This window comes from Paraburkholderia caffeinilytica (genome assembly GCF_003368325.1).
Classification (GTDB): Bacteria; Pseudomonadota; Gammaproteobacteria; order Burkholderiales; family Burkholderiaceae; genus Paraburkholderia; species Paraburkholderia caffeinilytica.
In genome coordinates, this window is the sequence record NZ_CP031467.1 from 3,365,524 (window position 1) to 3,388,131 (window position 22,608).

The 22,608-nt window shown below is 59.8% G+C and carries 13 protein-coding genes; all 13 read left to right on the forward strand.

Features of this window, described 5'->3' with window-relative positions:
- Positions 1-701: 701 nt before the first annotated feature.
- The 13 genes from DSC91_RS31440 to DSC91_RS31500 all read left to right on the forward strand — a co-directional run bounded on the left by DSC91_RS31440 (position 702) and on the right by DSC91_RS31500 (position 22,385).
- Positions 702-1,934 carry a glycosyltransferase family 87 protein gene (locus tag DSC91_RS31440; protein WP_115782418.1) on the forward strand — a complete coding sequence of 411 codons (1,233 nt, stop codon included), beginning with the start codon at positions 702-704 and terminating at the stop codon, positions 1,932-1,934.
- A complete protein-coding gene (locus DSC91_RS31445; protein ID WP_115782419.1) occupies positions 1,931-3,196 on the forward strand; it encodes a glycosyltransferase family 87 protein in 1,266 nt (421 codons plus the stop codon). Before DSC91_RS31440 ends, DSC91_RS31445 begins: the two co-directional genes overlap by 4 nt.
- Before the next feature lie 105 nt (positions 3,197-3,301).
- Complete coding sequence (locus tag DSC91_RS31450; RefSeq protein ID WP_115783571.1) at positions 3,302-4,351, forward strand: glycosyltransferase family 2 protein; 1,050 nt, start codon at positions 3,302-3,304, stop codon at positions 4,349-4,351.
- Between the two features lie 18 nt (positions 4,352-4,369).
- Entirely contained in the window at positions 4,370-5,104 is a 735-nt protein-coding gene (locus DSC91_RS31455; protein ID WP_115782420.1) for a class I SAM-dependent methyltransferase, read from the forward strand.
- A 7-nt stretch (positions 5,105-5,111) separates the two neighbouring features.
- Positions 5,112-5,489, forward strand: coding sequence for a GtrA family protein (locus DSC91_RS31460; protein WP_115782421.1), 378 nt, complete (start codon positions 5,112-5,114; stop codon positions 5,487-5,489).
- Positions 5,490-5,931: 442 nt separating this feature from the next.
- The gene (locus DSC91_RS31465; RefSeq protein WP_229758122.1) at positions 5,932-14,217 is read left to right on the forward strand and encodes a beta strand repeat-containing protein; all 8,286 of its coding nucleotides are present in this window, start codon (positions 5,932-5,934) and stop codon (positions 14,215-14,217) included.
- A gap of 11 nt (positions 14,218-14,228) precedes the next feature.
- Positions 14,229-14,702 carry a hypothetical protein gene (locus DSC91_RS31470; RefSeq protein WP_115783572.1) on the forward strand — a complete coding sequence of 158 codons (474 nt, stop codon included), beginning with the start codon at positions 14,229-14,231 and terminating at the stop codon, positions 14,700-14,702.
- A 102-nt stretch (positions 14,703-14,804) separates the two neighbouring features.
- Positions 14,805-15,149: a toxin glutamine deamidase domain-containing protein gene (locus DSC91_RS31475; RefSeq protein WP_115782423.1), complete on the forward strand. Its 345-nt coding sequence runs from the start codon at positions 14,805-14,807 to the stop codon at positions 15,147-15,149.
- Complete coding sequence (locus tag DSC91_RS31480; RefSeq protein ID WP_115782424.1) at positions 15,146-15,412, forward strand: YrhB domain-containing protein; 267 nt, start codon at positions 15,146-15,148, stop codon at positions 15,410-15,412. Before DSC91_RS31475 ends, DSC91_RS31480 begins: the two co-directional genes overlap by 4 nt.
- Positions 15,413-16,167: 755 nt before the next feature.
- Positions 16,168-16,734, forward strand: a complete 567-nt coding sequence (locus DSC91_RS38760) for a filamentous hemagglutinin N-terminal domain-containing protein (protein WP_308422780.1) — start codon at positions 16,168-16,170, stop codon at positions 16,732-16,734.
- Positions 16,735-16,740: 6 nt separating this feature from the next.
- The gene (locus DSC91_RS31490; protein ID WP_308422779.1) at positions 16,741-18,234 is read left to right on the forward strand and encodes a filamentous hemagglutinin; all 1,494 of its coding nucleotides are present in this window, start codon (positions 16,741-16,743) and stop codon (positions 18,232-18,234) included.
- Positions 18,234-20,045 carry a ShlB/FhaC/HecB family hemolysin secretion/activation protein gene (locus DSC91_RS31495; RefSeq protein ID WP_254597363.1) on the forward strand — a complete coding sequence of 604 codons (1,812 nt, stop codon included), beginning with the start codon at positions 18,234-18,236 and terminating at the stop codon, positions 20,043-20,045. The genes DSC91_RS31490 and DSC91_RS31495 overlap by 1 nt, the downstream gene beginning before the upstream one ends.
- A gap of 381 nt (positions 20,046-20,426) precedes the next feature.
- Positions 20,427-22,385: an SPFH domain-containing protein gene (locus DSC91_RS31500; protein ID WP_115782426.1), complete on the forward strand. Its 1,959-nt coding sequence runs from the start codon at positions 20,427-20,429 to the stop codon at positions 22,383-22,385.
- The last annotated feature ends 223 nt before the right edge of the window (positions 22,386-22,608 follow it).

Below are 22,608 nucleotides of genomic sequence, written 5' to 3' on the forward strand. Positions count from 1 at the left end.
TCCGGCCGAAGCCGGAGCACGCTAGTCAGTCGGCGACTACCATCTGTCCTCTTTTCATCCGCGCTGTCTTTTGCTGATTGCAGCTGCGCATGTGAAGAAAACCCCCGTGGCTGACTCCAGTTGCGATCCAGGTGCTCTCTCGTACCTGCTACCTGAATCGCGCTGGTCGTCACGTCGTCGACTTCCGCGCCCTTTCCTTCGCAAGCAATGGGCCAGCTTCCCCAAATGCCAGGAAATACGGGGGTGACGCCGATTCGCGGGTTGTTCGACCCCACCCGCGCCGCACAGACTGTTCCTAATCTGCGACGATTCGGGGGGCCAACCCGGCAGAGCCGGAATCGCGGAGAGGCCCGCCGTTCCTTGCTTTGCGAAAATATCTCGCGATTTACCCTGGTTCGGTTCGGGCGTCTGCGCCGTTGAAATCGGCGGAATTTCCACGAGCCTGCCGGTCCGGATCGTCTCAATGTTGAGACGCGACTGGTCCAGGATGCTAAAAAACGCGTCGAATTTGCGTTGCGAGGCGAGTCTTGGACGGGTGCCGTTGCCGGTGAGGAAAACGATGGCTTGAAAGTCAAGATATTTCCTACAACAATGAATCGACCACAAGCGCGCGACGATCAATTCGTTCGCTTAGGAATGGAAACAAAAAATCAGATAGACCGGATGAAAAAAATATCCGGCGCTCATGTGAGGCGGGGATCATGTACTTTTCGGATCGGGGAGTGTTCGGCACCGCACATTGCGTCCATAGCTGGCTCACACGCGAACGCGTGCTGCTGTACAGCTGCGCGATGCTCGTGCTCTGCGCCATCCTGCTGGCGGCATGGGGTTGGACTAGCGCCGGCTTCATGGCAGCTGACGTCACCCGGCCGGGCGTCGACTTTTCGGTGTTCTGGACTGCGTCGCACATGATGTTGAACGGCTCGCCGGCGGCGGTCTACGACTATCCTGCGTTTTCACGGGCCGAAGCGGAGCTATTTGGCGCGCACGGTTTTTTGCCGTGGCTTTATCCGCCCACACTGCTGCTGCTCGTCGTACCGCTTTCCCTATTGCCGTACGCGCTCTGTTATCTGCTCTTCGTGTGCGTCAGCGCCTGGCTGTTCGCGGCCGGCACGCAGGGCGTTACCGGTTTCGCTGCCAATTTTCGACGCCCGCAGTTTGCCGCCCTCGTCACGCTTGCGTATCCGGGCGTCTTTGCTGCGGCAGTGGTTGGACAGAATGCGTTGATTACCGCCGCACTAATGGCGTTCTCCGTTCGCTGGACCGAGCGGCATCCTGTTCGAGCGGGCATCTGCATCGGCTTGCTTGCAATCAAGCCGCAATTGGCTGTGTTATTTCCGGTTGTGCTGGTCGCCGCGCGCGCGTGGAAAACCATCTGGGCCGCGGCAATCAGTGCTGCCGCTTTTGTTGGAATCAGTGTCCTCGTGTGCGGCACACAATCGCTCCGCGCATTCATGGTCGGCACCAGCGTGGCGCGAGATTTGGTGCTCGAGAATCGCGTGCTGTACTGGCCTTCCTCTCCGACGCCGTTTGCCGCGCTGCGTCTCGCGGATGCATCTGCTGCCATGGCTTATGCCGTACAAGGCGGTGTCGCCTTGATCGCTGCTGCGGCCGCGTGCTATGTGTGGCGACGCACGGACGATCTGCGGATGCGTGCCGCGGCGATTGCGGTGGCGACGCTGCTAGCGAATCCTTACCTATGGTTTTACGAACTGACCTGGCTCGGTGTTGCGCTCGTCTGTCTTGTTGCGTGTGGGCTTGAAAAGGGTTGGCGGCGCGGCGAGCAGGCCGTTCTGGTACTTGCGTGGCTGCTGCCGGTACATGAATTCTTCAATCGCCTGACTCACTTGCCGCAAATCGGACCGCTCGTGTTGCTGCTTGTTCTGTTCGTTATCGTGCGGCGCACGCGGCTCGATGTGCAGGAGGCGGCATGAACCTGCATGCGTTCCGCCATGCGTCGCCGAAATGCCGGCCGTTGCCGGTATTGCACGCAGCGGGTCCGGCGAGGCATCCGCATTGGCTCAACGCGGATCGTCTGCGGCTATACCCGATCGTCGTATTTGGGTGCTACACGTTGTTCATCGCAATCTATCTGATCCGGCTGGGCGGCATGAATCCATTCGTGGTGGATTTCCTGCCGTTCTGGAGCGCAGCAGTTCTTGCCCTGCATGGGCACGCAGTCGACGCCTATAACATCCAGGCGCTGTCGGCGATCGAGATCGGCACGATGCCGTACCTCGGCGCCGTCAACGGCATCCTGCCGTGGCTGTATCCGCCAAACACGCTGCTGCTGGTCGTGCCGCTCGCGTTGCTGCCCTATCAGGCCGCTGCGGTGCTGTGGCTCGGTGGCGCGTACGTGCTCTTCGTCAAGGTGATCCGCGCCATCGTGCCGGACCGTCTCGCCATCCTGCCTGTGCTGTTCTTTCCCGGCGCGCTTTTCGTTATCAGCGTCGGGCAGAACGGTTTGCTGACAGCCGCGCTCGCAGGGTGTGGACTGGTATGGCTGCGCCGCCGGCCGGTTGCCGCCGGGGTCTGCATGGGCCTGTTGTGCATGAAGCCGCAACTGGTCCTGCTGTTTCCGCTGGCGTTGTTGTGCTCCCGTTCCTGGCGCGCGCTGGCTGCTTTCGCGTTGACGGCCGGGGTCACGCTTGCGCTTGCCGTGCTCGCATTTGGCACGGATACGCTAACGGCATTCCTGCATAGCACCGGGATTGCCACTTACAGCATCGAGTCCGCACACGCCACGCTGGCACGCGTGCCAACTGTATTCGCGCTCGCCACGTTGATGCATGCGCCGGCTGTGCTCGCCTACGCAGCGCAGGGCGCGTGTGCGCTGATCGCCGCGGCCGCCGTCTGTTACGCGTGGAGTGGCGAGTGCTCGTATGCCCTGCGTGCGGCAACGTTGGTCTGCGCGAGCCTGCTCGTGAGTCCCTACCTCTACGACTATGACCTCGCCTGGCTCGGTGTACTGATCGCGTGGTATTGCCGGCATGCGCTGGTCGCGGGTTGGGAGCGCCGCGAAAGGGAATGGTTGGCCGTGCTCTGGATCGCGCCGCTTGGGGGCATGTTGATCGTTGCCTGCGGGCCGTTCCAGTTCTTGCCGTTGGTCTCGCTGACAACGCTCGGAATGCTGCTGCGGCGTATCGCGCTGGAACGGCGCGCGGCTCCGGTCTTTCAACGTTATGCCGAAGAGTGAGGACCGTTACACGAGAGAGGGAAACGTCGGAGACAGACGTGTGCGATAGGAACACCACGTTTGCTCGGGCTCATGGCATCAAATCAGAATGACGGGGAGGTCATCATGTTTGAACAAAATAATATTCCATTGATTTCACTGGTAGTGCCGTTCTACAACGAAGGCGAGGCGGTAGGTCAGTTCTTCAGCGAGATCGTTCCGGTTCTCGAGGGGATTGAATCGACGCGTTTCGAAATAGTCTGCGTCAACGACGGCAGCAGCGATGGCACGCTCGATAAGCTGATCGCCGCCAGCGTGCGCGACACGCGCATACGTGTCATCGATCTGACGCGAAACTTCGGCAAGGAGGCGGCGCTGACGGCCGGCATCGACGAAGCGTGGGGCGACGCGGTGATCCCGATCGACGCGGATCTGCAGGATCCACCGAGCCTGATTCCGGTCATGGTCGAACATTGGCGGCAGGGCGCGGAAGTCGTCGCCGCCCAACGGACGAACCGGGCGTGCGACACCTTCGCGAAACGTACCGCCGCCGCGATCTACTATCGCGTTCACAATGCGCTGTCTGAAGTGAAGCTTCCGGAAAACGTCGGCGATTTTCGTTTGATGGACCGCCAGGTCGTCAATGCATTGCGAAACTTGCCGGAGCGGCGGCGCTTCATGAAAGGGCTGTTTGCGTGGGTTGGCTATCGGACCGTGATCGTGGAGTACCAGCGCGAACCGCGCAGCGCCGGTCATTCGAAGTTCTCCGGATGGCGCCTGTGGAATTTTGCACTCGAAGGCATCACGAGTTTCAGCACCGTGCCGCTGCGGAGTTGGAGCTATATCGGCCTTGCGATCGCTACGGTGGCTTTCGTGTATGGCGGCTTCATCATCGCCCGCACGCTCTGGCTCGGCAATCCCGTGCCGGGTTACGCGTCGCTGCTTTCCGTGATGCTGTTCATGGGCGGTATCGAGCTGATCGGGATCGGCGTGGTCGGCGAATATATCGGCCGAATCTACTACGAGACGAAGGGAAGGCCGGTCTATCTCGTGCGCCGCCGCTATCAGGAAAATAGCAAGATCAGCACGCTGCCCGTTGGGCGCAACAGCTCACGCATGTCGAACACACTGCGGCTCGAAGCCTCGCGCAAGCGCGTGCGGCTCGCCAGCCGCTGATTTGCGGAGGCATGAATCATGTCCCCTGATGCATATCTTCAGATGGCCGAGACCGAGGCCGAACATTGGTGGTTTCGCGGCCGGCGCGATGTGTTGGTTTCGGTGTTGCGCCGTCTTGCGTTGCCGTCCCGCGCGCGCGTGCTCGAAGTGGGCTCGGGCACCGGCGGCAACCTCGAAATGCTGGCCGAGTTCGGCAGCGTGAGCGGATTGGAAATGGACGAGACGGCGCGGATGCTGACCGCAAAAAACACCGGAGCGCGTTTCGATATCCGCGCGGGGCGTTGCCCGGATGACGTGCCTTTCGACTGCGAACGCTTCGATCTGATCTGTTTTTTCGATTGCCTCGAGCACATTGCCGACGACGTCGGCTCGCTTTCGCGCATGCGGGAAGTACTGGCCCCCGGTGGAAAAATCGTCGTGACGGTGCCGGCTTATCAATGGCTATGGAGCGCGCATGACGTCTATCTTCATCACCACAGGCGCTACGATCGGTCGGCGCTCGCGGTGTGCGCCGACCAGGCAGGGTATCGAGTGGAACGCATGACGTACTTCAACACGTTGCTGCTGCCGCTGGCGATTGCCGTGCGTTTTATCGATCGTCTGCTCAAGCGCGACCGGTCGAGCGGCGATGCGACGCCAGCCGGCGCTTTGAACAGGCTCCTCTATCGGATCTTCAGTGCCGAGCGTTACTGGGTTTCGCGGGGCGGGTTGCCGTGCGGCGTGTCGCTGCTCGCCGTGCTGACGGCGAAGTGACGCCGGCATGAAAAACAGCACCGAGTTGATAAGACTGATCCGCTTCGGTGTATGCGGACTGTCGGCGACTGGCCTGCATGTCGGCGTGGCCGTCGTGCTGATATCGCACATCGGCGCGTCGCAGTTTCTCGCGAATACGGTCGCGTTCGCATGCGCGACCTGCTGGTCGTACCTCGTGAACACGCTCTGGAGTTTTTCGTCTTCGCTGCGTGTGCGCAACGTCTGGCGATTCATTACTGTTTCGCTTGGCGGTGCGGCTTTGACCGGACTGGTGTCGTACCTCGCGCAGGTGACGGGAGCCGGACCGTGGATAGGGATTGCGATGGTCATTTGCGCGGTCACGCCGCTTTCTTTTGTTACGCACCGTCGTTGGACTTATCGATAGGACACGGACGTTTGTGTGTCGTCGCGTTTCTCGTTTCAAATGAATTTAAATCCGGGACAAGTTTGCTATTAAATGTCTGCACTTCTCGAAGCCCCCTGGCCCGGTTTCGTTCGCGACATGCGACTGCATACGCATCTAAATTAAATACCAATCCGATTTAGAAATGAAAATTTAAGGTTATGCGTCTGGAATTAATGCACCTTAAATCTGTGACTTGAAAAAGACAGGTGATTATTTCTTGACATTCATTCGTCGGAAGATTCGGTAAGATCCAATCCGAAAAAATAAATTCGGATAAAGACCAATGCTACGGGGTGCTCGTGAGGGCATGTCGCGACTCGCCCAAAGAGAGGCGGCGCGGCAGGCGAATTCTTTTGACGCGGCGGCAAACGGCGTGGCGGAGCCTGGGCGGCCGTTATGGATGAGAGCGACCGCATGTGTCATGGCGGTGGTTATTTACCTGCTGCCAGGCGTGCTTACGCTGGACGAAGTGGCGCACGCCGCGCCAATCGTCGATCCTCGCGCACCCATTCCGTTTCAGCCGACCATCACGCAGACCAGCACAGGCGTGCCGGCGGTCAATATTGCCGCGCCGAACGCCAACGGTATCAGCGTCAATAGTTACCAGTCGTTCAATATCGACAGCAATGGGCTGGTACTGAACAACAGCCTCACATCCGGTACGCCGCTGCTGGGCGGCACGCTTGGCGCTAACCCGAATCTCGTCGGCCGCGCCGCGAGCGTGATCGTCAACCAGGTCACTACAACAGGGCCCGCTTCGACACTGGTCGGTCCGCTCGAAGTATTCGGTAGTGCGGCCTCGATCATCATCAGCAACCCGAATGGAGTATCCGTCAACGGACTTTCGTTGACCAATGCGACGGGGCTGGTCTTGACCACCGGCACGCCGCAATTCCTGACCGGTGTCGGTGGTACGTCGACGGACTTTGCCCATGCGGGCTCGCTTGCCTATAACGTGACGTCGGGCAATGTGTCGATCAGCGGCCCTGCCGGTGTCAATGGACCGGGCGCGGGCATCGAGGGCACGGTCGGCAATATCGATGTGATCGCGCAGACGATCAGTCTGAACGCGCCATTGCGGGCAGATCAGCGTATTAACCTGGTTACTGGCAATCAGCTCGTGAGCCCGACGTCGTCAGACGCATCGGGCACGAACTATGGCACGGCGTCCAACGGCGCGGCCAATACGGCGGCTGCGATCGGTAATAACGCTGTTGCGATCGATGCGAGCCAGTATGGGTCGGTGACCAGCGGACAGATTTACATCATGTCGACGGCTGCCGGTATGGGCGTTAATACGCTCGGGTCGCTTGCTGCGACTGCCGGCAATGTAAGCGTGACATCCAGCGGCGATATTTCTGCCGGCCAGACCTTCGCGAATCAGAATGTCGGTATCGCCAGCACGGGCAACACTACGATCACTGCTGCAGGCCTGGCGAACCAGAACTATACGGTCACCGCCGGCGGCGACATCAACGCATCCGGTTCCGTGTCGGCGGGCCAGAACGTTTCGCTGGGCGCAGGCGGTAACCTGAGCGCGACATCAACCGCAGCAAGTGGCAGTGCGAATCTCACCGCGGGCGGCTCGATGACGCTCGGGACAGTGTCTGCCCAATCCATCGCCCTGCAAACGGCTACGGGCGATCTCACGGTGAATTCCGCCGTGAGCGCTCCCGGCGTGATTTCCGCGAGCGCTGGCCGGGACCTCACGATCAATGGCGCGGTGCAGGGTGGCAGTACGGTCCAGTTGAGCGCTGCGCGCAGCGCAAGTGTGAACGGCCTGCTCTCCGGGGTAGACAACACCTCGGTGACAGCCACGACTGGCAACGCCAGTATCGCGGGCAATGTGCAGACCAACGGCACGTTCACGGTGAGTGCTGCACAGGGCGCAACACTGGGCGGAACAGTTCAGGCACAAGGTCCCGTATCGGTGACCGCCCAGAACGGCTCGCTCACCGGCTCTGGCAACATCGCTTCGTCCCTGGGTTCGGTGACGCTGGATGCGGGCGGCAACATCGGATTGACGGGTTCACTGCAAAGCGCGACGACGCTCAGTGCAACTGCCGGAGGAAATGCAAACCTTGGCGGCACGCTGACGGCTCCCGGTGCGATCAGCGTGACGACCGGGCAGGATGCGACGATCGGCGGCAATGCGACAAGTGGATCAACCCTGACGGTGAACGCAGGCGGCAACGCCACGGTGCAGGGAGCGGCTGCATCGGTCGGCGATATGAGCCTGTCTGCCAATGGCGGCACGCTCGGCACAACCGGCAGCGTGACGGCGATGGGTGCGTTGACTGCCAGCGGCCAGCAGGGCGTGAGTCTGGGCGGCACGGTCTACAGTCAGGGTAACGCGCAGATCAGCTCAAGCGCGGGAGGCGTCACCGTTGGCGGCACGCTGACGAGCCCTGGCACGATTGGCATCAGTGCTGCGCAGGACGCAACAGTCACCGGCCTTCTGCACAGCGGCCAGAGCGCGACCATCACCGCGACGCGGGACACCGGTCTGAATGGCGGGCTGGAGGTCGACGGCACCGGCAACGCTACGGTCAACGCTGGACGCGACATCAATGGCACGGGCGCGGTAAGCGTCGCGAACGACGTCACCCTGTCGGCGGCCCGCAATATCGGCGTGTCGGGCGCTATCCAGACAGGCAACAACCTGAACGCCACGGCGGGAGCCAATCTGTCCGTTGGCCCGACGACAACCGTTGGCGCCGAAACGCTTACGGCGACGGGTGGCAGCGTCACGCTTGCCGGTAACGCACTGTCCGGCGGCAATATGGCGGTGACCGCTGGCACGAACGTGGGGGCACAGGGCACAGTCGAGAGCCTCGGCAATCTCAACGTCAATGCGCACAGCGGCAATCTGAATACGGCGGGTGCCGTTCAGGCAGCCGGCACGGGCACGCTGAATGCCGGGCAGAACATGACCCTGGGCGGCGAGACGACCGTCACTGGCGATGCCACCCTGACGGGCAACAACATCACGACGCAGGGGTTGGCTGTCGGCGGCAATCTGATCGCCACTGCGGCGAACAGCCTCGACACGTCAGCCGGGCAACTGAATGCAGCATTCAGCGCAAACGCTCCCGCGTTGAGTGTAACGGGCAATGCGACGCTCAATGCCGCAAACGTGACGACCGCCAATGCTGCGATCGGGGGAACGTATAGCGCAACGGGCACAACCAGCCTGACGACGGGCGGCACCGCCGCATACCAGCGCGATGCAACGCTCGCTGGCGGCACGGTGAACAACGTCGGCCGGCAGATGGCGGCCGGCAATCTGACTGTCTCGGGTTCGACGGTAACGAATCAGGGAACGCTCTCGGCGCTTCAGCAGATGACGGTCACCGCGGCGGCGCTGAATAACAGCGGCTCGATCTACGGTCCGACGACGAGCATCAACGTCGCAGGCAATACGACCAACACCGGCGGGCTGCTCGCGACCAGCACGCTTACGCTCACCACGAATTCGCTGAACAACAGCAACGGGCTGATCTTCGCAGGCGATGTGAATCACCCGACCAGCGCGACCGGTGACACGAACGTCACGGTGAGCGGTGGTAACGGCAGTTTCAACAATACCAGCGGTCAGATTCTTGCGGCACGGAACCTGTCGCTCAGTCTGCTGAACCAGTCGGTCGACCCCTCGGCCAGCACCTTCGGGACCGTGAACGGTGGTAACGCGCTGAATCTTTGGGCGCAGGCAGTCAATAATTCGGGTACGTGGACGTTGCCGGGCACCGCTGTCACCGTAGCGGCATCGCAGGGCATCAATAACACCGGGACGATCAACCAGGGGACGGGTACGCTCGCCCTGAACGGCGCCGTGAATAATTCCGGCACCGTCACCGTGCAGGATCTGACGATAAATGGCTCGCTGGCTAACCGGGCGAACGCGACCGTTCAGGCCAACGACGCACTGACGCTCAACGGCTCGGGAACGAACCTGGGGACTGTTGAAGCCGCCAACACGCTGACCATCAGTGGATCGAGCTACGACAATTCGAGCGGCACGACGAAGGCGGGCAACGCAAGCAGTCCGTCTGGTAGCGGGAATCTGAATATCAATCTGAGCGGGGATCTCGGGAATACCGGCGGTACGCTGACGGCGACCAATGATCTCGGCATTACCGCGAACAACGTCAACAATTCCGGGGTCGCAGGCAGCAGCACGACGACCACGACGACCACGACGGTCAACAACACCGCGCTCGCGCTAGGACTGGTTGTGGGTACCGACACAATCGACATGGCGAGTAGCTATGGCCCCGGGGACCAGAAAACCTGCTGCAACCTCGCATCGTTTGGAAACAGCGTGACGCTTGCCGACGCGCTGTCGGCCGACGGCGTGACCGACACCAGTTCGATTCAGGCACAGCTCACGGCCCGCCGCTTCGCATGGGGACTCATCACCACCGCCAGCCCGCCGGTGAATTCGGGCAACATGGTCACGTTCGTGGAGATTCCGACAGTAACGGGTTCCGACAACAACGGTAACCCGATTACCCAGAACCTGTGGTTCGTCCAGACGCCCGCGAACGCGGGCACCGGCATCGCGACGATCACGCTCGCGCTGCCGACTGCTACGGAGACGACCACCACCACGGGAGGCACGGCAGGTGCCAGTTCGGTGATTGCCGCCGGTCACAACGTTAGCATCAACGCGAACAGCCTGAACAATCAGGCTGGCACCGTCAGCGCGGGAAACGATGCCAGCGTGAATGTGCAATCGCTGTCCAACGGCGGCCCAAGCTATACCTCGACGGTGACAGACACCGTCAGCACGGCGGCCATCAACAGCTTCCTCTCGCAGGCGCCGTCGACGATCTCACTATGGAGCAGTTTCAACAACGGCGGTGTCGGCTGCCCCAACAATCCGGGGGCGTGCATTGATCCGTCGGGCATCCAGCTTGCCGCGCCGGGTACGGTAACGCCGCTATCCACGTCGTCCTCAGTGACCGTGCAGGGGACGACCGGTCAGATCGTCGCCGGGCACGACCTCAACCTCTCGGGCGGCAATCTCACGAACGCCGGAGCGCTCGCTGCAGCAAACAACGTCAACATCAATGCCGCGAGCTTCACGAATCAGGGCACGAATGTCGGGACGGTGACGACGACGGCCGGCTGTGCGTCGGGGTATTCGGCAGGCTGTTCAAGTCTGAATACCACGAACCCGAACTCGCAGTCCTATAGCTACCAGCAGACGAACAGCACGGTCACGGCGGGCAACAACCTGGTGATCGCGGCGAACTCGGTGAGCAACACCTATGGCAATCTCGCCGCGGCAGGCACGGTCGCGATCGGAGGCGCCGGCACGACTGCCGCCAGCGTGACGCAGGCTGGAAGTGTCACGAATACGTCCGGGTCGATCACGGGAAACAATGTGCAGATCAACGCGGCCAGCGTCGTGAACACGGTCGCGGCACCCGTGCAGGTTCACCAGAACTACGGCAGCGCGTCGCCGTTCTCCGGATGCGGACAGAATTGCGAGGCGTACATCGACGTGCAGTCGGGCAATCCGGCAGCGATCACCGCCAACAGCAATCTGTCGATCACCAGCAATACGTTCAGCAACACGGGTAGCCTCGTCACCGCGCTGAACAACGTGTCGATCAATGCGAGCGGTTCTGCGACGAGCAGCAACCAGTTGCTGAATGCCTACTGGCATGCCAACCCGGGCGGCATCAGCGTATGGGGCTGCGCGAGCAATCCGTCGTTGTGCCAGACGCTTTACGGCAGCGCTTACTCGGCAAGCGACGTGCAGAACCCCGCTGGCCTCCCTTCGTCGGTGGGGATGTCCGACTTCGTGCCAGCGACCATCCAGGCCGGCAATACGCTGTCGGTGAATTCGCCGACGCTGACCAACGCAGGCAATGTCATCGGTACGACGGTGGTGCTGAGCGGTTCGCAACTGGTCAACGGCCTGACCAACCCGCACGTCTATACCCCGCCGCCTGTCGTGTCGAATCAGGTGATTTCGCTTGGGCCTCCGGCGGTACCCGGCAGTGCGGCGACGACCGTTAACAGCGCGGGGCTTGTCACTAACCTCGCCGGCCAACCGGTTTCGGTGACTGGCACTGCTGGCGTGCCTTCGGGTGTGCCAGTCGGTGTGCAGACGGTGGGCAAGCCTGTCGCGCCGACCGCAATCAGCGCCAATAGCCCGGCAGGCAGCACGGTGAAAACCATCAGCGGCCAGACGTTGACGGTCAGTTACCTCACGAATAATCCCGCCGCGCAGGTCATGGGGGATATCTCGCCAGCCGGTCTTCTCGCGAAACTGCCTACCAACCTGCGACCGGCCAACGTGCCGTTCTATTACGACCCGTATACCGAGGACCAGCAGATCGAGCAGGCCGCGTTGACGGCGACAGGTAAGAGCAGTTTCTACAGCACGACAGGTGCGACGGACAGCACGAGCCAGACGTCCATCGCGAACCAGGACAAGAGCGCGCTGTATGGGGCAGCGCTCCAGTATGCGGAGCAGAACAACATTGCGCTGGGCACCCAGTTGAGTCAGGCGCAACTGGCGCTGATCAATGCGCCGATGCTCTGGTATACGGAGGAAACCGTCCCCGAGCCGGGATGCACGGCAACCGGTAGCGGTGCGTGCCCGACAGTGCAGACGCTGATGCCCGAAGTGCTGCTGCCCGCGAACTATGCGCAGGTCGGCGCGGACGGCGAAATCAGCGGCAGGAACGTTTCGCTTAATTACAGCAACAGCATTCTCAACACCGGAAGCATCAGCGCGAGTGGCACGCTGAGCGTGACCACCGGATCGCTGACGAACGAAACGCGCTCGACGAACATCGGCACGATTTACCAGAACGTGCAGGATGTCGGTCTCCAGCAGACCACCGGCACGGTGGTGCAGCAGGGCGGCTTCATGTCGGCGGCGGACTATGACATGAATGCGCAGGCCATCGATAACATCGGTGGCCAGATACAGCAGATCAATGCCAACGGCAGCGTGAATCAGGCGGCCACCGCGCAACTGCTCTCGAACCTGAAGAGCCAGTTGGGCACGAGCTTCACACAGAGCACGGTGAGTAACAACCTCACCACGTCGGTGGTAGGTGCTCCCTCGTCGTGGGACAACCTGTTCATGACGCTGGATATCGCTGTCATTGCCATCGTGGCCTCCATGGTCGTGAGCCCGGTTGCCGGCGCCATGCTGTCCAGCGCAATGAATGGCATGAATAATGATCAGGCTTTCAGCTTTGGCAACATGGTCAAGGCGGGAGCGGTCGCGTACCTGACTGAAGGCGTTGACGCGGGACTCGGACTGGATGACTTCAGCAGCGTTGGCTCGAACCTGGTGTCCTCAGATGCGACGGTGACGCTTTCGAATCTTGGTAACACTGCGCTGCAGATAGGGGAGCAGAGCGTAGTCAACGCTGCAATCTCGACTGCGATTGAAGGTGGCAGTTTCGGCAATGCGCTGAAGAACAACATCGTGAGCGATCTCGCAGCCGTCGGCGCGAATGCAATCGGCAGTGAGTTTGGCCCAACCGGTAGTGACCCGAACTATGCCGCAAGCGTTGCAAGTCACGCGGTGCTCGGATGTGCGGCCAGTGCAGCGCGAGGTACCGGGTGCGCAGGGGGGGCCATTGGCGGGGCCGTGTCTGCCGGGATGAACCCGATCATTGACGCGAACGGCAATATCCCGCCTGCTGCCCTGGCGGCGATCGAGACGCTGGTGAGCGGCAGTGTCGCCGGGGCGCTCGGATTCAATGTTCAGGGCGCGATCACGGCCGCGCAGAACGAGACGCTGAACAACTGGCTGAATCACGTCACGCTCTTACCGGGGCAAAAGTCAGAGGCGCAGCAGGCCGATGAGGCGCTAGCGAAATGTGATAGCGCAAAAGCCGATGAATGCGCGACGGCGGCCACGTTAATGCAGAAATCAGGCGCGAATGACCAGGCGCTGGCCACGGCGTGTCAGTCGCCCGGCTCGCTGGCATGCGCCTACCAGAAGACCCTGGCCTATCTGGCGGGCAACAACGTTTCTACTGTCAACGGCGTGACGGTTGCTACGGCGGCGCCGCAGCCGACGTACACAGCACCCAGCCAGGCAGCGGCCATGCTTGAGAATGCGCTTGCGGGCCCGTTGCCGGCGATTCTGGCCGGAGCGACGTATGAACTCGGAGGGTCGACTCAGACTGCGTACTACCTGTCCACACTGGGCGTAGCTGCGGGCGGCATTGCAGCAGGTGCGGTTGGACTCGGTGGATCCAAGACGGTTAATATAATTTCTGAGGCCACAGACAGTGCAGTTGGGGTACCCGTTTCGACGGCAAAAAATCCGTTTAGTCCTGTGCAGCAGGTTGATACATTTGGTAACGAAATTTATTACCGTACAATGTCTGAACAGGATTTCGAATATTTGCAACAAACGGGTCAATTGCCGCCAACTACCGAGACGTCAATTTCACCAGTCTTGTCATATTCATCGAAGTACAACGGCGCAACTGTTCAGTTCACAATGGCACCGGGAACTTCAGCTGCGCTTCAACAAATCGGCATTGCTGCTAATCTTCCCGCGGCTATTGAGTTCCCAGATATGTCGACACAGGTGGGCAGTTGGATGCAGACTAATGTACGCTTCAAAGTTGAAGGAGGCCAGATGACTACTCAACTTGGCCAGGGCGCAGGAGTAAATATTTTTAATAAAAATATAATTCAATTTGGCAAGATTCCTTGAGGGAGATGGGCATGTTGTTGCGATTGAATGAAGCTGGGTTTACCATGAAATTGGTATTCCGGTTTGAAGATGAATTGCGAGCGAATCCTCATCGAGTTGCTCTGAGTCAGGCTCTGACTCTAAATGCTTCAAAGCCGAATGTAGGGCTAAAAGGGCTTCATGGTCTGCTCGGTTCGCCGGAGTGGTGGGAGAGTATTCAGGCGGGTAAAATGCCATTGCTCTTTATTTCAGGTGTCGTTCAGCGTATATATTTCTCTGGCCAGGATGAGGGAGGCGCCAACAATACGCTTGATCTAAAGCTCGACGATGGATCAGTAAGGGCGGTAGGCATCTATGTCAACAATAGTGAGAATCTAAAACTTTTTCATATTGGCTGTCGAGTGAGTATCGTCTATGCACTAGATGCGTTGAAGCTGCAACCTGCTATCGATGGTGGAGTGAACTATTCTAAGATTGCGTTGGAGATGGCTGTTTCAATCGATTAGCAGGAAGGAATGTGTCGACATCACTGATTTGTTGCTACAGAAAGCGCAGGCGCTCTTGCTGCCGATGCGGGAAGTGTTAGGAATGTTAATCCTACGGGGCCGTTGCAGAACTGCACGAACTGCGTAGCGGTTGTCGACAATTTTCTTACTACCGGGAATCCAGCTAGTGCATTGCCTGGAGCGACACCCGTGCCATTTAATCAACTCGGGCAGATGTATGGGACTACATTTAGTGGTTGGACGACACAGCAGAATATCGAGTTCTCTTTGCTCGCTGGTGGCAATGGGACGCGAGCCGTTGTCTATGGAACGGACGGGGTCACTGGGCACGTATGGAATGCTGTCGTGCAAAATGGCAGCGTGAACTATATCGATGGTCAAATTGGTGGTAGTGGCGCGGCCAACTTCCAGAACTTCTCGCACTTTCAATTTGGAATATTGCCATGACGCTGGATCTTGCCACTGCGAAGAGGATGGCGCTTGAGTATCTCGCGGAACAACAGATCAAACCCGGAGGGGTGCCTTATTCCATTGTTGATTCGCGAGTGGTGGAAGACGATGAGGGATGGTATTTCCCTTGCCAGTCGGTTGAGTTCTTGGCGACCGGAGATATGAACGTTTCTCTCGTGGGAAACTGGCCGATCTTTGTTAGTCGAGACGGTCGCTATGTTGGCCCGTGCCGACCTGAGAAATGGCTGCGTCGCAATTGACTTGATGAAGGTCGGTTCAAGGGACGGGGTAGGCGAGCGCCGGTTATTGCCCGGACGGCAGTGATGAGACGAGGCAGGTCGAGCTTATCGTTTTGATTTGCTGGGCATGGGATTGTCGCGCTGGCAGGATGGGAGCTTGTCCATAGCGTTGGAATATCGGTACGTCAATTCATGGTGCTGTTCCCGTAGCGTAGATTCGTAGCGACGGGAAATGGAATGGCCTTTCTGCGTATAGAGACCAAAGCAGATTGGTACTGCATATTGATGGGGTGCGTTGGTACGCCATACGCGTGCGTTGTGCGAACTTGATCGCATCGTCCGTTTTTCAGTAAGCAAACTAAAAGTAGGGATACTTCCCGGGGAAATTGAAGTATGCGAGTGCGAACGGACCTTTGCGCGAGTCTTCGATACGCGCGGGCAATGACATACAAGCCTCGTCAGGAGATTGCAGGGAGGCATCAGCCTTCACGCTGGCCGGTGCCGCTTGCAGCGATGATTGCACTGATGCCGCTCCTGCTGCTATTCGCAGCGGCCATTTTCTGTCTGGTTCTCAGGCTGATACTGCCTGTCCATGCCGTTCCCCATTAGCACGGCCAATTCCCTTACGTTTCGCTCTTCGTCAGATCCTTTTGCTAGCCGTTGCCACATTCGCCGGAGGCGGCCGCGCCGTGTTCGGCTGCGGTGGGGCCGCGACTAACGGAGCCGGATCTGGTGGTTGCCATGCGGGTACTACTTTCTGATTTCAACTGATTCCGATGAATTTCCTTGCCCACAGCCGGGCCAAACATCCGGCCGTACCGAAGGCGCTATGTCTGCTCGCTTCGATAGTCTCTGCACATGCTGCGGCTGCTGCAGGCATCGTCGCCGACGGCGGCACTGCGACCGCGGTCTCGACCGGTGCCAACGGCCACCAGACGGTAAATGTCGCCCCTACAATCGGCGGCGTCTCGAACAACACCTACACCTCATTTAACGTATCGAAAGCTGGCGCCGATCTGAACAACGTCGGCATCAACGCACGCACGATCGTTAATCAGGTGACCAGCACGAACCCCTCGCTGATCCAGGGCGACATCAGCGTACTGGGTCCGCGCGCCAACGTGATCCTTGCGAACCCGAACGGCATCACGATCGACGGCGGAAGCTTCGTCAACGCCGGCCACGTTGTCCTCTCGACCGGTCAGGTGAGTTTCGACGATCTCGTACCTGCACCCGGCGTGACCCAACGCAACGTTATGCTAACCACCAACCGCGGCGCAATCACCATCGGTCCCGGCGGCCTGAGCGGCACACTCGTCAATCTCGACCTGATCGCCAAATAGCTCTCGGTGAATGGTCCCGTAAAAAACGACTTCACGACCTCGACGGGCGGCGTGCGAGCAATCATCGGCGATAGCACGAATACCTACGACACCAGCCTGTCCCCCAGCGACAACAACCACGACTGGCTTGTCAGCACGACGTCCCCCGGCACGACGAACTCAGCATTGGCCGTCGATATCACCGCACTCGGCGGACTGACCGGCGGCCGCGTCCAACTCATCGTCACTGACAAAGGCGCGGGCGTTCGCAGTCTCGGCGCGATCTACGCAAGCGCAGGCGACGTCATCGTGTCGTCGCTCGGCGACATCGGCGTAGTCGACGGATCGATCAAGGCGGAAAACAACATCCAGATCACGACGCCCGGTGCGTTCTCCTCGCAGGGCGCACAGATGTCCGCGGCAAACGGCATAACGCTCAACGCGGACGGCATCACGCTAGTCGACGATGCCACTGGCGGTTCAACGCTCAGCGCGCAAAACGGCGCAGTCAAGCTGACCAGTACCGGCGACATCTCCAGCACCGGCAGCCTGATCCAGGCCGGCGCGATTAGCGCGAGCGGCGCAGCGATCGGCGGCGATGTGACCTTGAGCGCCACCGGCAACATCCTGAATCGTTCGAGCGCGGCGAACCTGGGTGTCGTCTTCGCGGCGAATGGACAAACGTCGCTAAGCGCGCAAGGGAACATCATCAACGAGAACGCCCGCATCCTGGCAAACGACAAAACCAGCGTGACCGCTCAAGGCGACATTTCCAACATCATCGATCACACCGACGGCACGAACGGCGGTCAGCCGGTCGCGTACTCGCGTACCGGTGGCAGTTTTGTTTTCTTCACGCATAACACCAGCGGCTTCGACGTCGATTACGGCACCGTCGCACAACCGGGCCAACTGGCCTATATCGCGTCGACCGGTGGTTCGGTCACCGTCTCGGGAAGAAACGTCACCAACTCCGGTGGCCTGATCCAATCGAACAAGGGAAACATATCGATTACCGCGCAGCAGGCCTTTACCAACGCCGCGGTGTTCTCGGGACAGGCCAGCTATTCACGCAGTTGCTGGATATTCTGTCATGCGAGCGCATCGAGCAATGTGATGCCCAATGGCGGCACGATCCAGTCGGGCGCGGACATTGCGATTTCCGCGGGGACCGTCGCGCGCAATATCGGGGGTAACGTTTTTGCAGCTGGCAATCTCAACGTGTCGGCGCCCGTGACATACGCACAGGGCGTAACAGGTTACTCGGCGATCAATCAGGACCGCGGCTTCAAGGCATTTTTCGGCAGCACGTGGGCGCAGATCATTGCGAGCGATGTTGGCGGAGGCTTCACGGCCAACGGCTCGGTTTCGCTGGTCGGCGGCGCCGTTATCGATGGCGGCTACATCAACGGCAGCAACGGCGTCTCCGCGAGCGGCGGCATAACGACAGTCCGCGCGCCCGCGACGACGCCTGTTCAGATCGGCCAGCATCTCGGCACGACGACGTGGTGGTGGCATTGATGCAGTCCGTATCGACCAGGCCGCGCCTGAAGTGCGCGGGGATAGTGCGCGCAGTTACACTCGTCTTCGTGCATAGCGTCGCCATCCACGCGCAGACACCACCGCCGCCCGCCCAACCTCTACCGTTAGCGCGTCCGGTTCAGGACCCCGCGCAGTTGATCATCGATCAGCAGCGCGAGCAGGCGACCCAGCGGCAACTGAATCAGCCGCCCGCATCGATTGCGCTGCCGGAACCGGCTTCGCAGGGTTCGCTCGACGTCCCTCCCGACACACCGGTCGATCAGATCGTCGAGACGGGCCCCGCCTTTGCGGTCAACCGCATCACAGTGGACGGCAATACGGTGCTCGCGCAAAAGCGCATCGACGCCATCGTGACGCCGTTCGTCGGTCACGCGCTGGGTTCGCATCGTCTGAATGTGCTGCTCAAGCGACTGACTGACGCATTCGTATCGAACGGCTATATCACGACGCGAGCGTTCCTTGGTCCGCAGAATCTCGAGTCGGGCGTATTGAACATTAAAGTTCAGGTAGGCCGCATTGCGGGATATACGTTGAACGGTAAGCCGTTAGGACATCGGCTCAAGAAAGACGAACAGTCGGCAGGTGGCGGACTCCTGACCGATGCGGGGTCGGAGTGGGCATTTCCAGCGGCGCCAGGCGATGCGCTCAACCTTGGAGACATTGATCAAGGGGTGTCCCAGATCAACCGGCTGCGACGTAATCAGGCTGAAATCCAGATTCTGCCGGGTCAATCGCCGGGGGATTCCATTGTCGCGATCAACAACCGGCCCGGCGACCGCCTTTACTACACCTTGGGTGTCGACAATTACGGCAGCGCTGCGACTGGAATAACCCGCTACCGGGCGGGTGTGGAAGCGGACAACCTGATCGGCTTGCAGGAGTCGATCAGTCTGAATTTTCTCGACAGCGAGGACAGCAATGCGTTCGTCGGTTCGTTTGCGATGCCGTATGGTCGTCACACATTCAGCTATACGTTTTCCGATTCCGAATATCAACAGCTGGTCGGCACGAGCGCGCTGATGTACGGGCGCACGCTGAGCCATATTCTCGGCTGGAACTACACGCTTGATCGCACGCAGGCCGGCATTGCGAATCTCGACGCCACGTTGTCGTGGCGACGTACCGACCGCGAAATCAACGACATTGAATTGAATCCGCAGCACATTGCGGTACTTCGCGTCGGCGGCAACTGGTTGCGCAAGTTCGTGCTGAACGACGCCCCCGGCAATGTTACGCTCGATGCTGGTGTCTCAGAGGGGTTGCCGTGGTTGGAAGCGGACCATGACGCACATGGAATAGCCCGTGACGGCGCGCATAGCCAGTTCACCAAGCTGGATGCGACGGCATCGTTCACTGTTCCTCTTCCCAAGTTAGGCAGGGCGGCGCTGGTCTATCGCGGCACCTTGAGCGGTCAGTTCACGAACGTCGCGCTCTATGGTTCCGAGCAGTTGTATCTCGGGGGCATGGATACGGTTCGCGGTTTTCGCTCGGGCGAGATCTCGGGCGACCGAGGCCTGTACTCGCGCAACGAGGTCGCATGGGTGAATACACCCGCATGGCACGACGGTCGAATCGAACCGTACATTTTTATCGATGCCGGAAAAGCGAGCCTCATTGCGCTCCCGGGATTTCCGACGCTGGCCGGTGTTGGGGCGGGGTTGCGCGGGCAGTGGTTATGGCATCGGCAAATGCTGTCGGCGGAGGCGCTGGTTGGACGGGCACTTACGCAGCCGGTAGCGCTTGGCCCCAAGGCGACGCTCGTCCTTGCGACACTCAACTGGAATTACTAGGCATGAGGCAAACAGTTCGCAGACTGATGTACAGCAAGGATGCTTATGAGAGCAGGCAAATCTTTCCGGCTACCGAGCAAAAGCAGGAGGTTGAAGGATGCGTCGTGATTACTTGCAGCGCTTGATGCATTCGATCTCACCACACAAACCGAAACCCCACACCAAACCACAACACCAGATCGACTATTGAGCAGGAAGTCTTGACCTTTACGATCGGCAACTGCATCGGAGTGAGCATGACTGGGCTAAGGCCGGGCGAAGAAGTCTGCGGAGTTCTACGAAGAGACGCCATGAGTACCGGCGGACTTCGCACCGATTTCTTGCGATACTGTTAGTGCACCGGAAGCGATCGGATGAAAACGCAAAATCACGGGGAAAAAAATGAATGGGCTAGTGCAAACGGGGTGGCTTGGGATTGTTCTTGTCGGGGTAGTGCTGCTGCTGGTGGTCAGTCTTGCCATCTGGGTAGCAGGCGTTATCCGGTACATCCCTAATGATCGTATCGGGGTAGTTGAAAAGCTATGGAGCACGAGCGGATCCGTCCAGGCCGGTCTGCTGGCGTTGCACGGGGAAGCCGGCTTCCAGCCAGAACTTCGGCGTGGAGGTTTTCATTTCTTCACGCCCTTCCAGTATCGGGTTCATATTCATCCCATGGTGTCGGTGACCCAGGGCAAGATCGGTTACGTCTTCGCGCGTGACGGCATTGACCTGCCAGCAGGACAGACGCTCGCGGAAAATTCCCGCGTTGCCGATTTTCGTGACGTGCGGGCCTTTCTCGAAGGAGACGGCCAGAAAGGACCGCAACGCAAGGTGCTGCGTGAAGGCACCCATATCGTGAACCCCGCGCTTTTCGTCGTCATGACGGAGGAAGCGACGTACTCACTGTCACTCGATGCGCAGGAAAAGGCGTACTACGGGAAGATGCGTGATCTGCTCGACGAACGGCAGGCGTTCACCCCCGTCGTCATCAAGGAGGTTGCGGGCACGCACGACTCGGATCAACTCGCAATCGTCACCGTGCAGGATGGCCCGGGGTTGCCCAAGGACGAACTGCTCGCCCCGGACGTGGGCGACATTCACAATTCGTTTCAGGAGCCGGAGAAGTTCCTGGCGGCAGGTGGTCGACGCGGGCGGCAGGAGCGCGTGCTGGTGGAAGGTACTTATTACATCAACCGCCTGTTCGCGACTGTCGAATTCATCCGGAAGACGGTCATCCCGGTGGGATACGTGGGCGTGGTCGTTTCCTACACGGGGCGCCGCGGTGATGATCTGTCCGGCAGCGAGTACAGTCATGGCGAACTGGTTGAAAGCGGCTGCCGTGGTGTGTGGCGCGATCCGCTGATGCCTGGCAAATATGCGTTCAATACCTACGCGGGCAAGATCGAACTGGTTCCCACGACCAATTTTGTCCTGATGTGGAAGTCTGGCGAAAGCGGTTCCAGCTTTGATTCGAACCTGCGCGAAATTACGCTGATCACGAAAGACGCGTTTGAGCCGCAATTACCCTTGTCGGTGGTCGTGCATATCGACTATCGCAAGGCACCGATGGTCGTTCAACGCTTCGGTAACGTCGAACAGCTGGTCGAGCAGACGCTGGACCCCATGGTGTCTTCCTACTTCAAGAACGTTTCCCAAACCAAGACGTTTATCGAGCTGATCCAGTCTCGCAGCGAACTGCAGGGTAACGCATCGACCGACATGCGGGAACGCTTCCAGGCATACTCGCTCGAGTTCGAGGAGGTGCTCATCGGCACGCCCAAGCCGCAGGCTGGCGACACCCAGATCGAGAACATCATGGCTCAGCTGCGCGATCGCCAGATTGCGCGCGAGCAGGTCGAAACCTTCGCACAGAAGCAGATTGCCGCCGACAAGCAGCGTGAGCTGAACGAGGCCGAGCAGCGTGCGGCCAAACAGAAGGAACTGACTGGCTCGCTCGTGGACATCAGCATTAAGGAAAACCAGGGTTCTGCGAGTGTGAAGGCGGCGGAGAAGCGGCGTCAGGAAATCGAGGCGCTGGCACACGCAGAAAAATTCAGACAGGAAATGGAAGGGTCCGGCCGTGCATCAGCCATCAAGTCGGTCGGGGAGGCCGAGGCGGCAGCGATCAAGGCGAAGTCCGAGGCGTTGCAGGGAGAGGGCGCTGATAAGCAGTTGATGCAGACGGTGATGCTGCGGCTTGCCGAAGCGTTCGAGACGTCGAAGGTGCCGCTTGTACCGCAGATCCAGTTGGGAGGCGGCAGCGAAGGTAACGCGTTTTCCACGCTGTTGGCGCTGATGAGTTCGCTGAAAGCCGCGGAGCTTTCCGACTCGATTTCCAACGTTTCGAAGATCAGCAACTGAGCAAACGAGAACTGAAATACGACGATGGGGTTTGCCATCATGAGTTTCAGGCGTCCACAAAAGGACAGACGGCGCTCCATCTCAACTACGGGAACCACATGCTAAAAAACGCCTGGGCCGGTCAGGAAAGACTCTGGAAAGTATGGTGGGGGCTTGGCATCCCCCTGATCTGCATTACCTTTCTGATCAATGCATACCTTGCACACGTCCCCAGGTGCCACCA